This window comes from Aquiflexum gelatinilyticum, from assembly GCF_024741135.1.
Classification (GTDB): Bacteria; Bacteroidota; Bacteroidia; order Cytophagales; family Cyclobacteriaceae; genus Cognataquiflexum; species Cognataquiflexum gelatinilyticum.
In genome coordinates, this window is record NZ_JANSUY010000024.1 from 83,617 (window position 1) to 101,284 (window position 17,668).

General features: G+C 39.5%; 15 protein-coding genes. 10 read left to right on the forward strand and 5 right to left on the reverse strand.

The features are described from left to right. Positions 1 to 31 precede the first annotated feature (31 nt). From NU887_RS19200 to NU887_RS19240, 9 genes are all read left to right on the forward strand, one after another. On the forward strand, positions 32 to 1,648 hold the full coding sequence (locus NU887_RS19200) for an OstA-like protein (RefSeq protein WP_258425009.1): 1,617 nt from the start codon (positions 32 to 34) through the stop codon (positions 1,646 to 1,648). Between the two features lie 183 nt (positions 1,649 to 1,831). Continuing rightward, positions 1,832 to 2,539 carry a T9SS type A sorting domain-containing protein gene (locus tag NU887_RS19205; protein WP_258425010.1) on the forward strand — a complete coding sequence of 236 codons (708 nt, stop codon included), beginning with the start codon at positions 1,832 to 1,834 and terminating at the stop codon, positions 2,537 to 2,539. 70 nt (positions 2,540 to 2,609) lie between these two features. After that, positions 2,610 to 3,518, forward strand: a complete 909-nt coding sequence (locus tag NU887_RS19210; protein ID WP_258425011.1) for an outer membrane protein assembly factor BamD — start codon at positions 2,610 to 2,612, stop codon at positions 3,516 to 3,518. Positions 3,519 to 3,545: 27 nt separating this feature from the next. Further along, positions 3,546 to 3,857: a DNA-directed RNA polymerase subunit omega gene (locus NU887_RS19215; protein ID WP_258425012.1), complete on the forward strand. Its 312-nt coding sequence runs from the start codon at positions 3,546 to 3,548 to the stop codon at positions 3,855 to 3,857. Further along, positions 3,857 to 5,065, forward strand: a complete 1,209-nt coding sequence (gene coaBC, locus NU887_RS19220) for a bifunctional phosphopantothenoylcysteine decarboxylase/phosphopantothenate--cysteine ligase CoaBC (RefSeq protein ID WP_258425013.1) — start codon at positions 3,857 to 3,859, stop codon at positions 5,063 to 5,065. Before NU887_RS19215 ends, coaBC begins: the two co-directional genes overlap by 1 nt. A gap of 41 nt (positions 5,066 to 5,106) precedes the next feature. Then, positions 5,107 to 6,012 carry a type IX secretion system protein PorD gene (porD, locus tag NU887_RS19225; RefSeq protein ID WP_258425014.1) on the forward strand — a complete coding sequence of 302 codons (906 nt, stop codon included), beginning with the start codon at positions 5,107 to 5,109 and terminating at the stop codon, positions 6,010 to 6,012. 44 nt (positions 6,013 to 6,056) lie between these two features. Beyond that, the gene (recN, locus tag NU887_RS19230; protein ID WP_258425015.1) at positions 6,057 to 7,709 is read left to right on the forward strand and encodes a DNA repair protein RecN; all 1,653 of its coding nucleotides are present in this window, start codon (positions 6,057 to 6,059) and stop codon (positions 7,707 to 7,709) included. A gap of 184 nt (positions 7,710 to 7,893) precedes the next feature. Continuing rightward, the gene (locus NU887_RS19235) at positions 7,894 to 8,901 is read left to right on the forward strand and encodes a hypothetical protein (RefSeq protein WP_258425016.1); all 1,008 of its coding nucleotides are present in this window, start codon (positions 7,894 to 7,896) and stop codon (positions 8,899 to 8,901) included. 412 nt (positions 8,902 to 9,313) lie between these two features. Next, complete coding sequence (locus tag NU887_RS19240; protein WP_258425017.1) at positions 9,314 to 10,129, forward strand: enoyl-ACP reductase FabI; 816 nt, start codon at positions 9,314 to 9,316, stop codon at positions 10,127 to 10,129. A 55-nt stretch (positions 10,130 to 10,184) separates the two neighbouring features. On the opposite strand, the gene NU887_RS19245 is transcribed toward NU887_RS19240, so the two are convergent. Beyond that, entirely contained in the window at positions 10,185 to 11,000 is an 816-nt protein-coding gene (locus NU887_RS19245; protein WP_258425018.1) for a tRNA pseudouridine synthase A, read from the reverse strand. 312 nt (positions 11,001 to 11,312) lie between these two features. Between NU887_RS19245 and NU887_RS19250 the strand changes: the two genes are divergently transcribed. Beyond that, entirely contained in the window at positions 11,313 to 12,842 is a 1,530-nt protein-coding gene (locus NU887_RS19250) for a hypothetical protein (protein WP_258425019.1), read from the forward strand. Positions 12,843 to 12,930: 88 nt separating this feature from the next. On the opposite strand, the gene leuB is transcribed toward NU887_RS19250, so the two are convergent. From leuB to leuC, 4 genes are all read right to left on the reverse strand, one after another. After that, on the reverse strand, positions 12,931 to 13,992 hold the full coding sequence (leuB, locus tag NU887_RS19255; protein ID WP_258425020.1) for a 3-isopropylmalate dehydrogenase: 1,062 nt from the start codon (positions 13,990 to 13,992) through the stop codon (positions 12,931 to 12,933). After that, positions 13,961 to 15,580, reverse strand: a complete 1,620-nt coding sequence (locus NU887_RS19260) for an alpha-isopropylmalate synthase regulatory domain-containing protein (RefSeq protein WP_258425021.1) — start codon at positions 15,578 to 15,580, stop codon at positions 13,961 to 13,963. Before NU887_RS19260 ends, leuB begins: the two co-directional genes overlap by 32 nt. A gap of 75 nt (positions 15,581 to 15,655) precedes the next feature. Further along, on the reverse strand, positions 15,656 to 16,246 hold the full coding sequence (leuD, locus tag NU887_RS19265; protein ID WP_258425022.1) for a 3-isopropylmalate dehydratase small subunit: 591 nt from the start codon (positions 16,244 to 16,246) through the stop codon (positions 15,656 to 15,658). Positions 16,247 to 16,263: 17 nt separating this feature from the next. After that, positions 16,264 to 17,664 (reverse strand): 3-isopropylmalate dehydratase large subunit, encoded by a 1,401-nt coding sequence (gene leuC, locus NU887_RS19270; RefSeq protein WP_258425023.1) that lies wholly within the window; start codon positions 17,662 to 17,664, stop codon positions 16,264 to 16,266. Positions 17,665 to 17,668: the final 4 nt, after the last annotated feature.

A 17,668-nucleotide genomic window follows, 5' to 3' on the forward strand; every position in this document is an offset into this window, starting at 1 on the left:
TGGTTAATTTGCGGCCTGATTCAAAATTCTAATGTTCAAATACACCACATTTCTCCTCTTCCTGCTATTCATGGCAATCCTTCCGGGTTTACAGGCCCAAAATCTGCTGGAGATCCAAAATGCTGAATTGCTTCAAGGGGCCAATGGGTTTGAGAGATTGCTGATAGACGTTAGAATGAAGCATCAAAATTCCTTGATTTACTGTGATTCGGCTCATTTTTATAGAGCCGAAAACCGCGCCATTCTATATGGTAGTGTCCGTATTACAGATACCGTGGATCCAATCACCACTACTAGCAGGTATGCTGAATATGATGGAAATACCAAAACAGCCAAATTAAGAAACAATGTGGTTTTTAAAAACCAAACCACGACACTCTACACTGATTTTTTGGATTATAACAGGGCGACAGGGGTGGCTAATTATTTCAACAAAGGGAAAGTAGTAGACAGCACAAATGTACTTACGAGTGAAAACGGCAACTATGAGACGACTTTGGAGAAAATCACTTTTACAGACCAAGTGATATTGATTAATCCTGATTATACCTTAAAAACAGATTTTCTCATCTATAGGACTATACCAAAGACAGCAGAAACTATTGGTGTCACTAACATTGTCTCCAAAGAAGGGCACCTTTTAAATGCCCAAAAAGGAAGCTTCTACGACACTGAAAACAAGATTTTCAGGTTTTATGATGGGGATGTAGAAACAGAAACCAGTTTGGTGTATGCAGAAACCCTCTATTACGAAGAAAATAATAAATACTATGAAGGCAAAGTCAATGTAAGCCTTTACAACAAAGAAAGAGAAATTGAGATTTTTGGAGAAGAAGGCAAGTATTGGGAGGACAGAAAATACAGCATCGTATATGGAAATGCATTAGTAAAAAAATATATGGAAACTGACACGATGTTTGTGGCGGCAGACACCCTTATTTCTGAAGAGAGTGCAGATTCAGCGCAAAGGTTCCTTTATGCTTTTCACAATGTAAGGCTCATCAAATCGGAGCTTCACGGCAAATCTGACTCCTTGGTATACATCAATTCGGACTCAACGATACATCTTTTCAAAGACCCCGTGATTTGGGAAAACAAAAGTCAGATCACGGCAGATAGTATCAGTTTCTTGATTGCAAATGAAGAAATAGACAAAGTGTTTCTGAACCAAAACGCATTTACCGTTAACCGTGACACCATCGGAAATTTCAACCAAATGAAAGGGAGGAAGATGACCGGATATTTCAAAGATCAAAAAATCAGCAGGTTGCATATCCAGGGCAATGGTGAGTCCATTTATTTCGATCTTGTCGGAGATACCCTTTTACGGGGAATGAACAAAATGCTTTGTGCAAATATTATGATGTTCTTTGAAGAAGAAAATATAAAGAAGATCAATTGGCTAGTTAAACCCGAGGGCAACTTCAAACCTCCACATATGATAGAAGAAAAAGACAAACAATTGGAAGGTTTTAATTGGCGAGAAAGCGAAAAACCGACTATGGAGGCTATCAATGAATGGCGAACACCAAAAAAAAGGGATAAAAACAGATTTAATTTTTTTAACGAACCAGATGCTGTCATACCTCCTCCAACTGATGAGGAAATACAAAAACTTTTAGAGGAAAAACTAAAATCAGGAAACTAAATGAAAAATGGTGAAAACCAAAATTTAAATGGCCGAAGTCAAACGGCCTAACCTTGAAAAAATTTTATAAAAGGTTAACAATTTTTAACCGTCATAGTATGAAAACACCAAACCTATTTGTTAAATTTATACGTATCAAGTTTAACTGTAACACAGCGAATAGGCCTATTGATAGACATCTACATGAAACGGATTTTCTTACTTTTTACCTGCATCCTGTTCATGCTTCCCTTATTTTCGGAAGCACAGGTTAGGGTTCTGTCCGAAAACATCGAATTCAGTGGCACCATCGGCAGTTCTCAGAGAAAATCCCTGATCATACAAAACGAAAGTAACCAGGAAAAAGAATACAGCCTCAAGTTTCTCAGAGGCAATATCGGTTCTTCACAAAATGTAAAAATCTGTATCGGTGAAAAATGCTTTGACCCGAAAAGAGACCTTTCCAAAATAAAAATCAGCCTAAAACCGGGAGAGATCTTTACAGACCTTTACCTTGAGTTTGAATTAGGCATCACAGAAACCAAAGGAAACTTTGATCTTCATTTCTATAACAGTACCAACATCAGAGATGTATTTGTGATAGAATCCGTATATGAAGTATTCAATCCAAGTGCAGATGAAACCAACCATAAAGATATCAGTATAGGTGGTGCCTATCCAAATCCAACCAACAGGATGGCACAGATTGATTATATGATCAAAAATCCCAAAGCAGTTGTGAAAATAAGCATCAACAGTTTCATCGGAAACCCTGTTGCTGAATACCAATTAGATCCACTTCAAAAGAGCCTTGTGATCAATGTCGCAGATTTCAACCCTGGAGTTTATTTTTATACTTTATTCGTTGACAACAAAAATATCGTCACCAAAAAACTCGTTGTAAAGAAGTAAGACCTTCTCCCGTTTGTTAAATAATTGGTTTCAAATGAATATTCCTTTATATTTGCGCCTCCAAAAAGCAATGAAAAAATTCTCCCTTTACATTATCCCTTTTATTCTCCTTGTTTCAATTTCAGGATGTTCCGGATTCTATAAATTAGAAAAAAGCACAAATTGGGAGGAACTTTATGAAGGGGCCAATAAATATTACAATGAAGGGGAATTCAATAAAGCTATTATCTTATATGACAAAGTCCTTCCTGTAATCCGAGGAAGTGAAAAAGCTGAGCTTGCGGATTTCAATTATGCCTACTGCCATTTTAAATTAAAGAGATACATAGAATCTGCTGGATACTTCAATACTTTCTATCAAACATACAACCGAAGCCCGATGGCTGAAGAAGCTTTGTTTATGAATGCATATTCCCTATATCTTGATGCTCCGGATTACAACCTTGATCAGAAAAGCAGTCACGATGCGGTAAATGCCATTCAGATATTTATCAACAGATTCCCGGAATCAGATTCATACGAAAGGGCAACTGCAATGATCGAGGACCTTCAGATCAGATTTGAAGAAAAAGCATATCAGGAATCATTGCTTTACCTCAGACTTACGGAAGGTTTATACCCTGGAGATTTTTACAGGGCATGCATCATCAATTTTCAAAATTTTGCAAAAAGCTATCCAGATAGCAAACACAATGAAGAACTTGGCTATAAATTAGTAGAGGTGTCGTTGGCTTATGGAGAACGGAGTGTTTTTGACAAAAAGGAAGAGAGGCTAAAGGATGTTTCCAAATTTGCATCGCAGTTCAAAAGGAAATATCCTGAAAGCAAATATATTGGCAGTGTAGATGAATTGGTCAAAAAATCCCAAGTTGAATTACTTGCACACCAAACATTGAAAAAGGAATATGAGGATGAGTTGGCTAAGGCAAAAGCTCTCAATGAAGCTGATAAAAGTGAAGACCTCGAAAAAGACAAATAATAAAGCAGCAATTTAAATTAAAAAAATATGGCAGTTAATCCATCAATTATCACTAGAGATTTGGATAAGATTTCTGAAAAATCTGGAAACTTATATGAATCCATCCATATTGCTTCCCAAAGAGCAAAACAGATTTCTTCCAGCATGAAAGAAGAATTGAACAACAAGCTTTCTGAATTTGCCTCTACTGTGGATAATCTTGAAGAAGTATTCGAGAATAAAGAGCAAATCGAAATCTCCAAATTCTACGAAAGAATGCCAAAGCCATCTTCATTGGCTATGGAGGAGTTTTTGGAAGATAAATTGTATTTCAGACGTCCTGAGGCACCAACTGAATAATGCTTTTAAAGGGGAAAAAAATTTTATTGGGAGTCACAGGAAGCATAGCGGCTTACAAGTCTGCTGTCCTTACCAGGCTTCTTGTCAAAGAAGGAGCAGAAGTACAAATCATAATGAGTACTTCTGCTCTTGATTTTATTACCCCTTTAACCTTAGGCACCCTTTCCAAAGGGCCTGTGCATCATCGGTTTCACGATCCAAATTCCGGGGTATGGACCAATCATGTTGATTTGGGCTTATGGGCTGATCTATTTTTAGTGGCACCAATCAGTGCCAACACTTTGGGCAAGTTTGCCAATGGTATTTGTGATAATTTACTCTCTGCTACCTACCTCTCCGCGAGATGCCCTGTGATGGTCGCTCCGGCCATGGACTTGGACATGTACCAGCATCCTTCTGTAAGGGAAAACCTTAACAGAATCAAATCATTTGGCAACATCATACTTGAAGCTGAAACAGGCGAATTGGCAAGTGGACTTTCCGGACAGGGAAGACTCATGGAACCTGAACACATTCTTGATTTTGTGATCAGTCACTTCGCCAAAGGACTTGAATTCAAAGGAAAAAAAATACTGATTACTTCTGGACCTACCCAAGAAGCCATTGATCCTGTAAGATTTATCAGCAACCATTCTTCAGGTAAAATGGGTGCTGCAATCGCTGATTCATTTGCTGACCAGGGTGGAGAAGTTCATCTCATTTTGGGTGTGGGTGCTGTAAAGCCGGAAAATCCTTCCATAAAAATTTATCCTGTCAGGAGTGCGGAAGAAATGTATCAAGCTACATCCAATCTTCACAAGGAGATGGATATTTGTGTTTTTGCAGCAGCTGTGGCCGATTATGCCCCAAAGCATGTAGCTTCAGAAAAAATAAAAAAAGAAGGAGATGGAATGACCATTGAGTTGGTTAAAAACATAGACATTGCATATACACTTGGAAAAAACAAAGCTCCAAGTCAAATTCATGTCGGTTTTGCATTGGAAACAGAGAATGAAGAATTTCATGCAAAAACCAAACTCCAAAAGAAAAACTTTGACTTGATCGTGCTCAACTCAATGAGAGATGCCGGTGCTGGATTCCAATTGGATACTAACAAGGTCAGGATATTTACCGAAGATGGAAAATCCCTTGAATCTGCAGTCCTTCCAAAGGATCAAATCGCTCAGATGATTTTAAGAGAAATTAAAAATCTTCCCGTAAAAATCTGACAAAAAGAATATCGTTATCTTTAAAAGAAAACCCATTCTCCATGAAGATTCGACTTGCGGTACTACTTCTGATTTTTTTTATATCAACCCCCTCTTTTGCTCAAGAATTGAATTTTTCAATTATCATTAACAGTGAAAGAGCACGTACCCAGGAGACTGCTATTTTCGAAAACATGAAAACCAGTTTCGAACAATTCCTCAATGGCAGAACATGGACAGGTGACCAATTTCAGGCCTTTGAAAGAATCAAGGGGAATATTTTGATCACCATTTCAGACATGCCACAAGTAGGGGTCTACAATGCTACTGTTCAGATTCAAACAGTAAGGCCTGTATATGGAACAAACTATGAAAGTATGATTCTCAATTTCATAGATCGGAATTGGGGATTTGAATACCTACTCTCCCAACCTTTGGAGTTTAACAGGTTTGCATTTTTAAACAATATCAGTTCTTTGTTGGCATACTACGCTTACATAGCTTTGGGATTTGATTATGACAGTTTTTCATTACGAGGGGGTACTCCCTATTTTGAAATTGCAAACGGAATTGTCAATAATGCCCAACAATCCAACCGGGCAGGATGGGCACCAAATCCCAATGATAGGAGAAACAGGTATTGGCTGATCAATGACATATATACGTCTTCGGTTTTCGGACCAATCCGTGAGGCCATATATCTTTACCATAGAAAAGGCTTGGATTTACTCTTAACAAACCCAGAGGAAGCCTACCAAAATATGATAACGGCATTTCAATTGGTGGAAGAGGCAAATACGACTCAGCCCAACAGCATTTTTGTGATTGCTTTTTTAGATGCCAAAAGAGATGAAATCATGCGGGTTCTTCAGAATGCACCAAAAGAAACACGAACTGAAGCGGTAGAAATCCTCCTCAAAATTGACCCTAACAACTCAAAAAGGTACAATGACCTTCTTAAAGGTTGATACTTATATTTCCTAATTTCTTTCAAAAAAATTCAAACCCATAAATGCTCCGCTCCCTTAGCATTGCCAATTATGCCCTGATCCAAGGCCTGGAAATGAAGCCAAGCCCAAATCTCAGTATGATTACCGGTGAAACAGGGGCTGGTAAATCAATTATGCTGGGAGCTGTTGGACTATTGCTTGGGAATCGGGCAGATACCAAAGCACTCTTGAACCCTGACAAAAAGTGTGTGGTAGAAGGGAATTTTGCTATTGGAGATTACGGATTGGAAGATTTTTTTAGAAATGAAGACCTTGATTTTGATCCAGAATGCATCATCAGAAGGGAAATCAGCCCGAACGGTAAATCTCGGGCATTTATCAATGATACTCCTGTAAAGCTTGAAACCTTGAAAGACCTTGGTAAGGCACTGATGGATATCCACTCACAGCATGACAACCTACAACTTGGAGAAGGTGAATACCAATTGGATTTGGTGGATGCATTTTCGGGAAGCCATCAAGAAAAAGCTTCTTATTTATCAACTTTCAGGTCATTCCAGTCTGCAAAAAAGGCATTTGAAAAGCTAAGTCAAGAAGCTTTGGAAATGAAGAAAGAGGCTGATTTCAATAGATTTCAGCTGGAGGAATTGTCTGAATTGAAACTTCAGGAAGGTGAACAAAATGAGCTGGAAAGTGAGCAGGAAATCTTAGAAAATGCCGAAGACATCAAGTCCAAAATCCAGGAAGTCCTTTCCCAAATGGAAGACGAGCAATTTGGCGCCTTGAAGCTTTTGGCTCTGGCCAATCAAGGTGTGCAACAGCTTTCAAAATATGCACATAGATTTGAGACATTTGGTGAACGATTTCAAAGCGCTTTGATTGAATTGAAAGATATCTCAGCAAGTCTCGAAGAAGAGGATGAGCAGATTGAAGTTGATTTTGCAAAGCTTGAGGCTGTCAGGATGAGGTTAAGCAAAATTTACCACCTGCAGAAAAAACATGGTTTGGATACAGTGGAAGCACTGATCGCTTTGGAAAACGAATTGGCCGACAAAGTCTTTTTGGTGGAGAATCTGGATGAAGAACTGGAGAAACTGAAAAAATCCAAAGAAGCCGCAGAGAAAGAATTGACCGAAAAAGGCAAAGCCCTTTCCGAAAAAAGGAAATCAGCATTTCATCCATTTGCCTCCCAACTTGCAAAACTTTTGCATCAATTGGGTATGGAAAATGCGCAGGTTGAGTTTTCACATCAGCAAGTTTCTCCAACCAAAACTGGAATGGATCAGATTGATATCCTTTTTTCAGCCAATAAAGGAGTCAAACCACAGGCATTGAAACAGGTGGCCTCAGGTGGTGAATTTTCCAGATTGATTTTTGCCATCAAGTATATCATGGCTGATAAAATGGCACTGCCGACTTTGATTTTTGATGAAATAGATACAGGTGTTTCTGGTGAAATCGCCCTTCAAATGGTCCGGATGATGCAGGACATCGCCAATCAGCACCAAGTCATCTGCATCAGCCATTTGCCACAGGTGGCTGCCAAAGGCGACCAACATTACTTTGTATTTAAAGATAATAGTTCGGACAAGACAATCAGTAAAATCAAACTTTTGCAAGGTGAAGAAAGAATCCTTGAAATCGCCAAAATGATAGCCGGTTCCAATCCATCTCCAACTGCGTTTGAAAGCGCGAGGGAGTTACTTGGGAGGTAATTGATAAAGGGTTGTAATTGTTCTAATGGTTGTAATTGTTGGTTGGTTAATTGGTTATTGGTTATATGGTTAACTGATATTAGGTTAGATATATTTCTTGAATCTTGATAATTTCTAATTGTTATTAGGATGTTAGGTTTTCGAGTTAGCTGTAATTTTAAGGCGACAATAAAAAAAACTTTCATTGGCTTCTAATAGAAAAAATAATACCAGAAAAAAATCAGAAGGGTTTGACCTTAAATATTTAGTAATTGCGTTGGGAGTAATTGGGTTGCTATTAACATTTTATATTGGCTACAGAGCTTCAGTAAGCGACAGGAAATTATTCTCAGTAAGTCTATTAGCACTATTTGCAGGACTATTATTTGAGAGTTTCAGAGTTTCGAACAATTGGAAAACAGTTATATTAATATTTGTTGGTTCATATTTTTTTAGTTTGCTCAATTTTCTTCCCGGGAAAAGAGAACACACTTACATTTTCGAAAACCATATTGAAAGTTGGCCTTACTATTTCATTTTTTTCTATGCGTTAGCATTTGCAATTTCTCATAAAGAAAGAGTAACCGTAAAGCTAACAGAAGGAATTACACTTCTTTTATCACTTTCATTGGTATATTGGACTATTGACTATGGATTTACAAACTACCGTAATTGGTTTGCCTATTCCATATTGACAATTGCTTTTTTGTTAGTAGCATTTTCAATTTTAAATGCTTTCACAAACCTACATTTATCGAAAACAACGCGATTAACATTAAGTGTTTGGAGTACGGTAATTATGTTTGCGTTTGCTGTAGATAATATTTTTAGAGTATTTAACAATCCAGACATTGAAAGCTCATACCTATCTGACGGACTTTATATTGGACTTCAATTTTTCTTATTAGGTGTTTCAGCAGTTTATATAATGCAAAACTACATGCTTCTTGCAGCATTTATCCCAAGTAAACATGGGAATTATAGACGCGACCTAAAAGAGAACAACAAAGACCATATTGACAGATATTCAGACGAGCAAGTTTACTTTGGGCATTCTTTACTCTGTATAATATATGTAGGGATTGTTTATGGTCTTAATTACAAATATCAAATCCTCCCAAGACATACAATGATATGGTTAGTATTTCTTACTTTCCCACTGATTTTAAGACTAACGGACTTTATTATAAATGGAAGAAAAAACTACAGCTAACAATTAATATTATACCAACATGGGCTTTGCGTTAGGCAGAATGATCTGCAAACTTGAAGCTTTTTACTTTTGTTCAAGTAATTGTGCTGGTTGAAAGCAAAGTGCTCAAAAAACCCCTCGACCGATTAGCTCAAAATCATTGTAATTCGGCCAATTTTAGGTTCACTCATTCCATTTTCCTCTTACCATTCCCTTCTAATCCCATGCCTTTATCTCGCATCTTGGAACTCGGTTTTGAATTCTCAGCTCTCGACTCTTGATTCTCGCGTCTTGATACTTGAAACTTGGTTCTTGGTACTTAATTCTTGGTGCCCTATACTTTTTACAATTACTACTAACGCTACCCTTATCTCCAAATCTTATTTTTTTCCTTATTTTTACACAATATTTGACCAAATCAAAAGAACATATCATGCCAGAGAATTTATTGAAAGGAAAACTCGGAATCATCACAGGAGCTTTAGATGAAAACTCCATTGCTTGGAAAGCTGCCATCAAGGCACACGAACAGGGTGGAAGGTTTGTATTGACCAACGCACCTATCGCCATGAGAATGGGAGCTATCAAGGAATTGGCAGAGCAATGCAATACCATCGTCATTCCGGCTGATGCAACTTCTTTGGAAGATATCGAAAAACTATATACCGAAGCCCGTGAGTATTTGGGTGGTAACTTCGACTTTTTGCTTCACTCCATCGGCATGTCCCCAAATATCCGTAAAGGACGCTCCTATGGGGACCTCAATTACGAATGGGCTGCAAAATCCTATGATGTCTCTTCAGTATCTTTTCACAAAATGATGCAGGTAGCAGAGAAAATGGACGCCATGAACGAATGGGGTTCTATTCTTGGACTTTCTTACATAGCAGCACAAAGAGTTTATCCTTTTTATACCGATATGGCTGATGCAAAAGCACTTTTGGAAAGCATCGCGAGAGGTTATGGATATAGATATGGCAAGCTGAAAAAAGTAAGGGTAAATACCATTTCCCAATCCCCTACCAAAACTACGGCGGGGACAGGTATCGGCGGATTTGATACCTTCTATAACTTTGCAGATTCCATGTCACCACTTGGAAATGCCTCTGCTGAAGCTTGTGCAGATTATATCATTACCATGTTTTCAGATTTGACCAGAATGGTCACCATGCAGAACCTGTTTCATGACGGCGGTTATTCCAATACAGGGATTTCTGAAGATATCATGAACAAGTTTATGGACCTATAAAAACGAAAACTTGTTCCCCTTTTAATTGGTAACAAAATAGATATCAAGATACCGATTAGGGTAAGAATAAGGGCTGAAATTTATCAGCCCTTATTTTTTTGAATTCAACCCTTTCTAAAACCAATCCATTTGCAGGAACAGCAACTGATATAGGACTTGTATGGTCTGAATCCAAAGCATTTTTCAAATCTTCCAATGTTATTTTTCCCAATCCCAAGTCCATCAAAGCCGCCATCATTATCCTAACCTGATACCTGAGAAATCCTTTCCCCTTGACGGAAAAAGTGAAAGCTTTTTCCGGAATAAAGCCTTTTCCAGCATCAGAATGGGTACAAATGTCAGACTCTAAAATTTCCCTGCTATAATCATCTGTCACTTTATCGATGGAGCAGTATCGCCGGAAATCATGTATCCCAACAAAAAGTTTTGCGCCCTTTTTCATCAAATCAAGATCAGGTTTTTCTTTAAAAAATGTCAGGTTTCCTGCCGCAAATGGGTGAAATTTTTCCCCAATTGCAAAATGATATCGGTATTCTTTCCAAATGACATCCTGAATAATATTAAAGGTCAAGGGAACAGACTCAAACCCCAAGAGCCTGATATCTGACGGGAGAAATGAATTTAATGTACTGAGAAGATCTGAAGAGATTTCATGTTTCAAAAACAATTCAAAAGCACCACGATTACAGGAAACATCTGCATCAGTCCGGCTTGCCCCGAGGATGGTAAAATCCTCATGACCTAATACGAAGCGAAATGCCTTTTCCAACGTCCCCTGTATCGTTTTGACTCCGGGTTGCTTTTGCCAACCGTGATACCTAAGTCCTAAATACTGCAGGTAAAAAAGATAGGTAAATGGTCTATTTTGCATAAAGCAACATTTTTTAAACTTTGAATTGGTAATTATTAAAAATTTCTTTTAGATATTTTTTTTAAATAAATAAAAATTAATATTCATTTTTTGCCCATTTTGAGGCAATTTTTTCGCCCTCAAAAAACAGAATTATTTCTTAAAAAAGATAGCCTTATCAAAAGACTCTAGGAAAAATATTATTATTAATTGTAATGTCATTATTATTATAAAAAGTATGATAAAAATCATATATCTGTTATTGAAATTCAATTTTGAGGTATTTTTAAATTTCTATAAATTAGAATAACAATAAAAAAACCCAAAATCATTATGAAAAAATTATCTTTTTACAGCCATCTAAACAAGGTTTGGATGCTAGCCCTAGTCGCCTTTATGGTGGCTTGTTCACAGTTTGAGGACCCTGTGCCTGACGATGTTAGTAAGGTAAGCAGTGAAGAACTTTCTGCTTTTAAATTGAATCCTTATGGAAATGGATTGGAGAATGCGAGGATTCCTTCAACAGGAACTGCTTCTACGCCAGAATCCCAAGTTGGAATTACTCCTTATATAATTGGCGATGGAAACGTAGATTGTGGTCAAGTCGCAACCGCATACGGAATCGGTTCTTTTGAAAATTCGTTTGGCCAAATAGATACTCCATTCACAAACAATACTGCCACATTTGGTGCAATAACAGCCAATACAGATGGCACTTTTGTTTCTTGGAGCATTGAAGTTCCCGACGGATACTGCGTGAAATACCTTGCTGCTGTTGTAAAGGGTGGTGCAAATGCCAACGTATATTTCTATGAAGGAGATATTAGAAGTGATTCTGGATTGGCTTCTCCAACCAATTCCAGTGGTGGCCCTGCTGATTTAAGTAACCTTCGTTTTTGCTACACTTTGGAGAAAAAACCTGATGCACCAATAGTGAAAGGTGGTGAGTCATGTGATGAAGAAGGCCTGGTACTGAGAGCATCATTGGATGGTTCTATTCCTGAGGGATATACACTACAATGGTATGAAAAAAATGAAAGTGAAGAATTTGTACCAGTTGAAGATCCAAAATTGGATGAAGTGGGTTCAAAAACTTATTATGCAGCTTTTGTAAACGGTTGTTCAAGTAATATGTCTGAAGGCGCCGTGTTGACTATCCATCCTTTGCCTGCTGCACCGATATCAGGCGGAGATCAAGAAGGGGACTGTGATGATATACTTACTGCTACTGTTATAGATGTTCCCGAAGGAATCACCATCGTTTGGTACGATAAAGATGGAAATATAGTTGATGATCCTTCCTTAACTTATGATGAATCAATAGGTGGTGTTCAAACAGTGACTTATTATGCTGAAGCTGTGGATGATGAGACAAAATGTGCCAGTGAAAGGACAGCGGTTATGCTTACGCTCAATGAATGTGAGGAACCTTGCTATGATTTCGTTTGGAAAGGTGAGACTGCCTGGGCAGCAAATGGAAATACTTCTGGAACTTTAAGGTATATCAATCGAGGTAACTGGGCTACTTATACTGCTTATTCAGGAAGCGCCAAATCAGTAACCTTGTTTGCTGGGCAGACCAAGAATGCCGGTACCGTGGCTTTCTCCGCCGCTAGTGGAGGAATGGTTACAATCACGATTACTTTGAATGAAGGATGGAGACTTAAGGCAGGAAATGAAGCTGTCAAAATCCAGGGTTATCCTTCTGCTCCATCAGGAAATCCTTCTCCGGGACTATTTACGACATATAAAGGGAATTCACTCTCAATCATGGTACCTCAAAGTGCCTTCTACGGTGTCCATTTGGATGTTGAATGGCAAACAGAAGAACTAATAGAGGTGGAATGCCCTGAAGAAAAGTAGTTATTCTAGGCAAAAGTCACCAATTAAGACAAAGCCGTTGGGAGTTCCCAACGGCTTTGTCTTTCTATTTTTTCAGGACGTCGATTGATCAAATATTGGCTGCCAGCCAATCCCCTACTTCAGAGGTCTTATACGCTTTTCCGCCTTCGGCGATATCCTCTGTTACGATTCCTTCAGCCAAGGACCTGTTTACAATATCAGAGATGGCCTTTGCTTCTTCCCTAAGATCAAATGCATACTCAAACATCATCGCTGCCGAAAGTATCGTGCCCAATGGATTTGCGATGTCTTTACCTGCAGCTTGCGGATAAGAACCGTGTATAGGTTCGAAAAGCTTGTTGTCGGTACCCAAGGAGGCAGAAGGCATCAAACCCATAGAACCTGAAATCACTGAGGCTTCGTCTGTCAGGATATCTCCAAATAGGTTTTCAGTGATCAACACATCATATGCTTTTGGCCATTGGATCAAACGCATGGCGACAGCATCTACAAATTCATATTCCACTTTGACGTCAGGATATTCCGGAGCCAATTCCTGCACTGTTTCCCTCCAAAGTCTGGAAGTAGCCAAGACATTGGCTTTGTCCACACATGTCAATAATTTCCTTCTCTTTTGGGCTGCTTCAAATCCCATTCTTGCCAACCTCGTGATTTCTTCCTTGGAATAAACATTGGTGTCAAATGCTTTGGTGCCCTGCTCGTTTCTTCCTCTTGGTTCACCAAAATATATCCCTCCGGTCAACTCCCTAAAGAAAACCAAATCCACTCCTTCGATCCTATCCAATTTCAAAGGAGATTTATGTACCAAAGAAGGGAAAGTAAAGGTCGGCCGGACATTGGCAAACAATCCCAATTTCTTTCTCATTGCCAATAATCCCTGTTCAGGTCTAACTTTGGCTTTGGGATCATTGTCATATTTGGGATCTCCTATAGCTCCGAAAAGTACAGCATCCGCTCTCAAACATACTTCATGCGTCTCATCCGGATAAGGATTACCTGTAAGGTCAATCGCAGCAGCCCCTACGGGCGCTTCCTCAAAATGGATGGTGTGACCAAATTTCTTAGCTACAGCTTTTACAACTTTGACTGCCTGTGCAATTACCTCCGGGCCTATGCCGTCACCCGGCAATAGCGCTATATTCATTTCCATAGAAATTCTTTTTATCAAGTTCAGGGTTTTCGTCCGGGTGAGTTCCGATTCCCGGCTCTGTTTTTTTTATTTTTTCAATGATGTTCAGCATTTTTTCAGTAGCCTTCAATGCAGCCACTGTCTGATCGCTGTCCAATCCTTTGGTCTTGAATATCCTTCCAAAATCCCAGGTGATGACTGTTTCCACAAAAGCATCAGTCTTTCCTCCTGGAGGAATGGTCACACTATAATTGGTCAAAACCGGCAATTCTTTATTCAAGGATTTGTAAATCTTTTTCAATGCCTTCATGAAAGCATCGTATTGACCATCCCCTGAAGACCCTTCTTCATAGCTTTCGCCATTGATGTTGATCTTCAATTGCACAGTGGGTCTCAAGCCCTTAGAATGGCTGAGGTTATAGCCTTCAATGAATATATCATGGGAGATGGAATTGTTCTGCAACACATCAGAAATGATATAAGGCAAATCTTCTGTAGTCACACGTTCTTTCTTGTCCCCCAATTCAATGATCCTTTGGGTAACTTTTGTCAGTTCGTCAGGTTCAAGCGAGATTCCCAATTCCTGCAGGTTTTTGACAATATTGGCTTTTCCTGATGTCTTGCCCAAAGCATATTTTCTTTGACGGCCAAATCGCTCGGGAAGCAAATCATTGAAATAAAGATTTTTCTTATTGTCCCCATCGGCATGGATTCCGGCAGTTTGGGTAAATACATTTTCACCTACTACCGGTTTGTTGGCAGGGATGTGCTGACCGGAAAATTGCTCTACCAACTTGCTGACGCGATAGATTTTGTTTTCTTTGACGTTCAGCTTAAAGTCTGTAAAGTCCTTCAAAACCGCAATTACTGATTCTAATGGCGCATTTCCGGCCCTTTCTCCCAATCCATTAACCGTGGTGTGGATACCACCAACGCCGTTATAAATTGCCTCGAGCACATTGGCTACTGACAAATCATAGTCATTGTGTGCGTGAAAATCAAAATGGGTGTCGGGATATTCACTCGTAATCAGCTTGAGAAAATGGGACACTTCTCTGGGATTGAGCAGTCCCAAAGTATCGGGAAGCATAATTCTCCTTACCTGAAGCTGTACCAATACACCAATCAAATCCATGGTGTAATTCATGGAATTTCTCATGCCATTGGACCAATCTTCCAAGTAAACATTGACCGAAATACCATTTTCACGGGCATAGAGCACGCTTCTTTCAATATCCTTGAAATGTTGCTCCGGGGTTTTCCGAAGCTGATGGGTCAGGTGATTGAGAGAGCCTTTGGTCAAAAGGTTAAGAACCTTCCCTCCGGCTTCCTTTATCCAATTGATAGAATCGGGGGTGTCGACAAAACCCAACACTTCTACCCTATCCAGATATCCTTTTTCGGCAGCCCATTGAGTAATCCTTTTCACCCCTTCCATTTCCCCTTCAGAAACCCGGGCAGAAGCCACTTCGATCCTATCCACCTTCATTTCATCCAATAGCAGTTTGGCTATCTGAAGTTTTTCTGAAGGTAGAAAGGAAACTCCCGAGGTCTGTTCTCCATCCCTCAGAGTGGTATCCATGATTTCTATTTTCCTGTGATGACCCATTTTTTGGAGTTTGGCACAAAGTTTACAAATGCGTGCTGCTGGTTTTAATGTTTAAGAAGGATGATTAGAATCCGCTTACCTGTTTTCGGCGAAAGCAGCAATTTCATCCTTGATATTCAAGAGATAATCAATATCGTCAAAACCGTTTTTCATGTTTTCCTTTTTGTAGGAATTGATGTCAAAAGATTCAGATTCTCCTGTACTTAGCAGTGTGATTTTTTGTTTGTCGATATCTATTTCAACTTCTGTCTTTGGATCAGCTTCAACAGCTTTAAACAAAACCTCTGCAAATTCGGGACTGATGGTCACCGGCAAAACACCGATATTCAGACAGTTATTTTTGAAAATATCAGCAAAGAAACTTGAAACAACTGCCCTGAATCCATAATCATAGATTGCCCAAACCGCATGTTCACGGCTGGAACCTGAACCGAAATTTTTTCCTGAAAGGAGAATTTTTCCTGAGTACGTTGGATCGTTGAGCACAAAATCCTTTTTGGGATTTCCTTCTACATCATATCTCCAATCCCTGAACAGGTTGTCTCCGAAACCTTCCCTTTCGGTAGCTTTTAGAAAGCGGGCCGGAATGATTTGGTCCGTGTCGACGTTTTCGGCAGGTAAAGGAACAACTGTGCTGGTAAGTATATTGAATTTATCGTAAGCCATTTTTTCTTTCTTTTTGATTAAAATACTTCCCTTGGATCTGCGATTACGCCTGTTACGGCTACAGCTGCGACCGTAAGTGGACTGGCCAAAAGTGTTCTTGCACCTGGACCTTGTCTTCCTTCAAAATTCCTGTTGGAAGTAGACACGGCATATTTACCTGAAGGAATTTTGTCGTCATTCATGGCAAGACAGGCTGAACAGCCCGGTTGTCTCAATTCGAAACCGGCATCTTCCAATATTTTTACCAAACCTTCTTCATGCGCCATTTTCTCTACTTCTCTTGATCCTGGAACAATCCAAGCGGTGATATTATCCGCCTTGTGTTTTCCTTTGACAAAAGCAGCTACCGAGCGGATGTCTTCGATCCTGCCATTCGTACAGCTTCCTACGAATACATAATCCACCTTTTTCCCTTTGATTGGTTCACCTGGGGCAAAACCCATATATTCCAAAGATTTGAGATAGGAGATTTTATTGCTTCCTTCCATTCCTTCGGTTGTCGGGATGTTGCCTTTGATTTTGATACCCATACCAGGATTGGTACCGTAGGTTATCATCGGCTCGATATCAGTGCCATCAAAAGTATATTCTTTGTCAAAAACAGCACCTTCGTCTGTTTTCAGCGTTTTCCAATAAGCTACAGCTTTGTCCCACGCTTCACCTTTTGGTGCATACTGTTTTCCCTTGAGGTAGGCAAATGTGGTTTCGTCAGGAGCTATCAAACCTCCACGGGCACCCATTTCGATACTCATGTTGCAGATGGTCATCCTTGCTTCCATGCTCAAGCTTCGGATAGCCGAACCTGCATATTCCACAAAGTACCCTGTTGCCCCTGCAGCCGAAATCTTGGCAATGATATAGAGAATGATGTCCTTGGAAGTCACTCCGGCCCCTAATTCACCATCTACAGTTATCCGCATTTTTTTAGCCTTGGTCTGCATGATGCATTGTGTCGCCAAAACCATTTCCACTTCAGAGGTTCCGATTCCAAATGCAATCGCCCCAAAAGCACCATGGGTTGAGGTATGGCTGTCGCCACAGACTATGGTCATGCCCGGTTGGGTGATGCCCAACTCCGGACCAATCACATGGACAATACCATGGTGATCTGATCCCAAATCATACAGTTCTATGCCATACTTTTTACAGTTTTCCCTCAGTTTTTCAACCTGCATACGGGAAAGCTTGTCCTTGATGGTTTTGTCCTGATCGACAGTAGGTACATTGTGGTCTGGCGTGCCGACTGTCCTGTCGGGATGAAGAACACCAATGCCTCTTTTTTCCAGATTCAGAAATGCTACCGGGCTTGTCACTTCATGGATAAAATGCTTATCAATGAAGAAGACATCAGGACCATTGGGTACGGAACGCACCACATGTGAATCCCAGATTTTATCGAATAATGTATTTTTTTCCATCTTA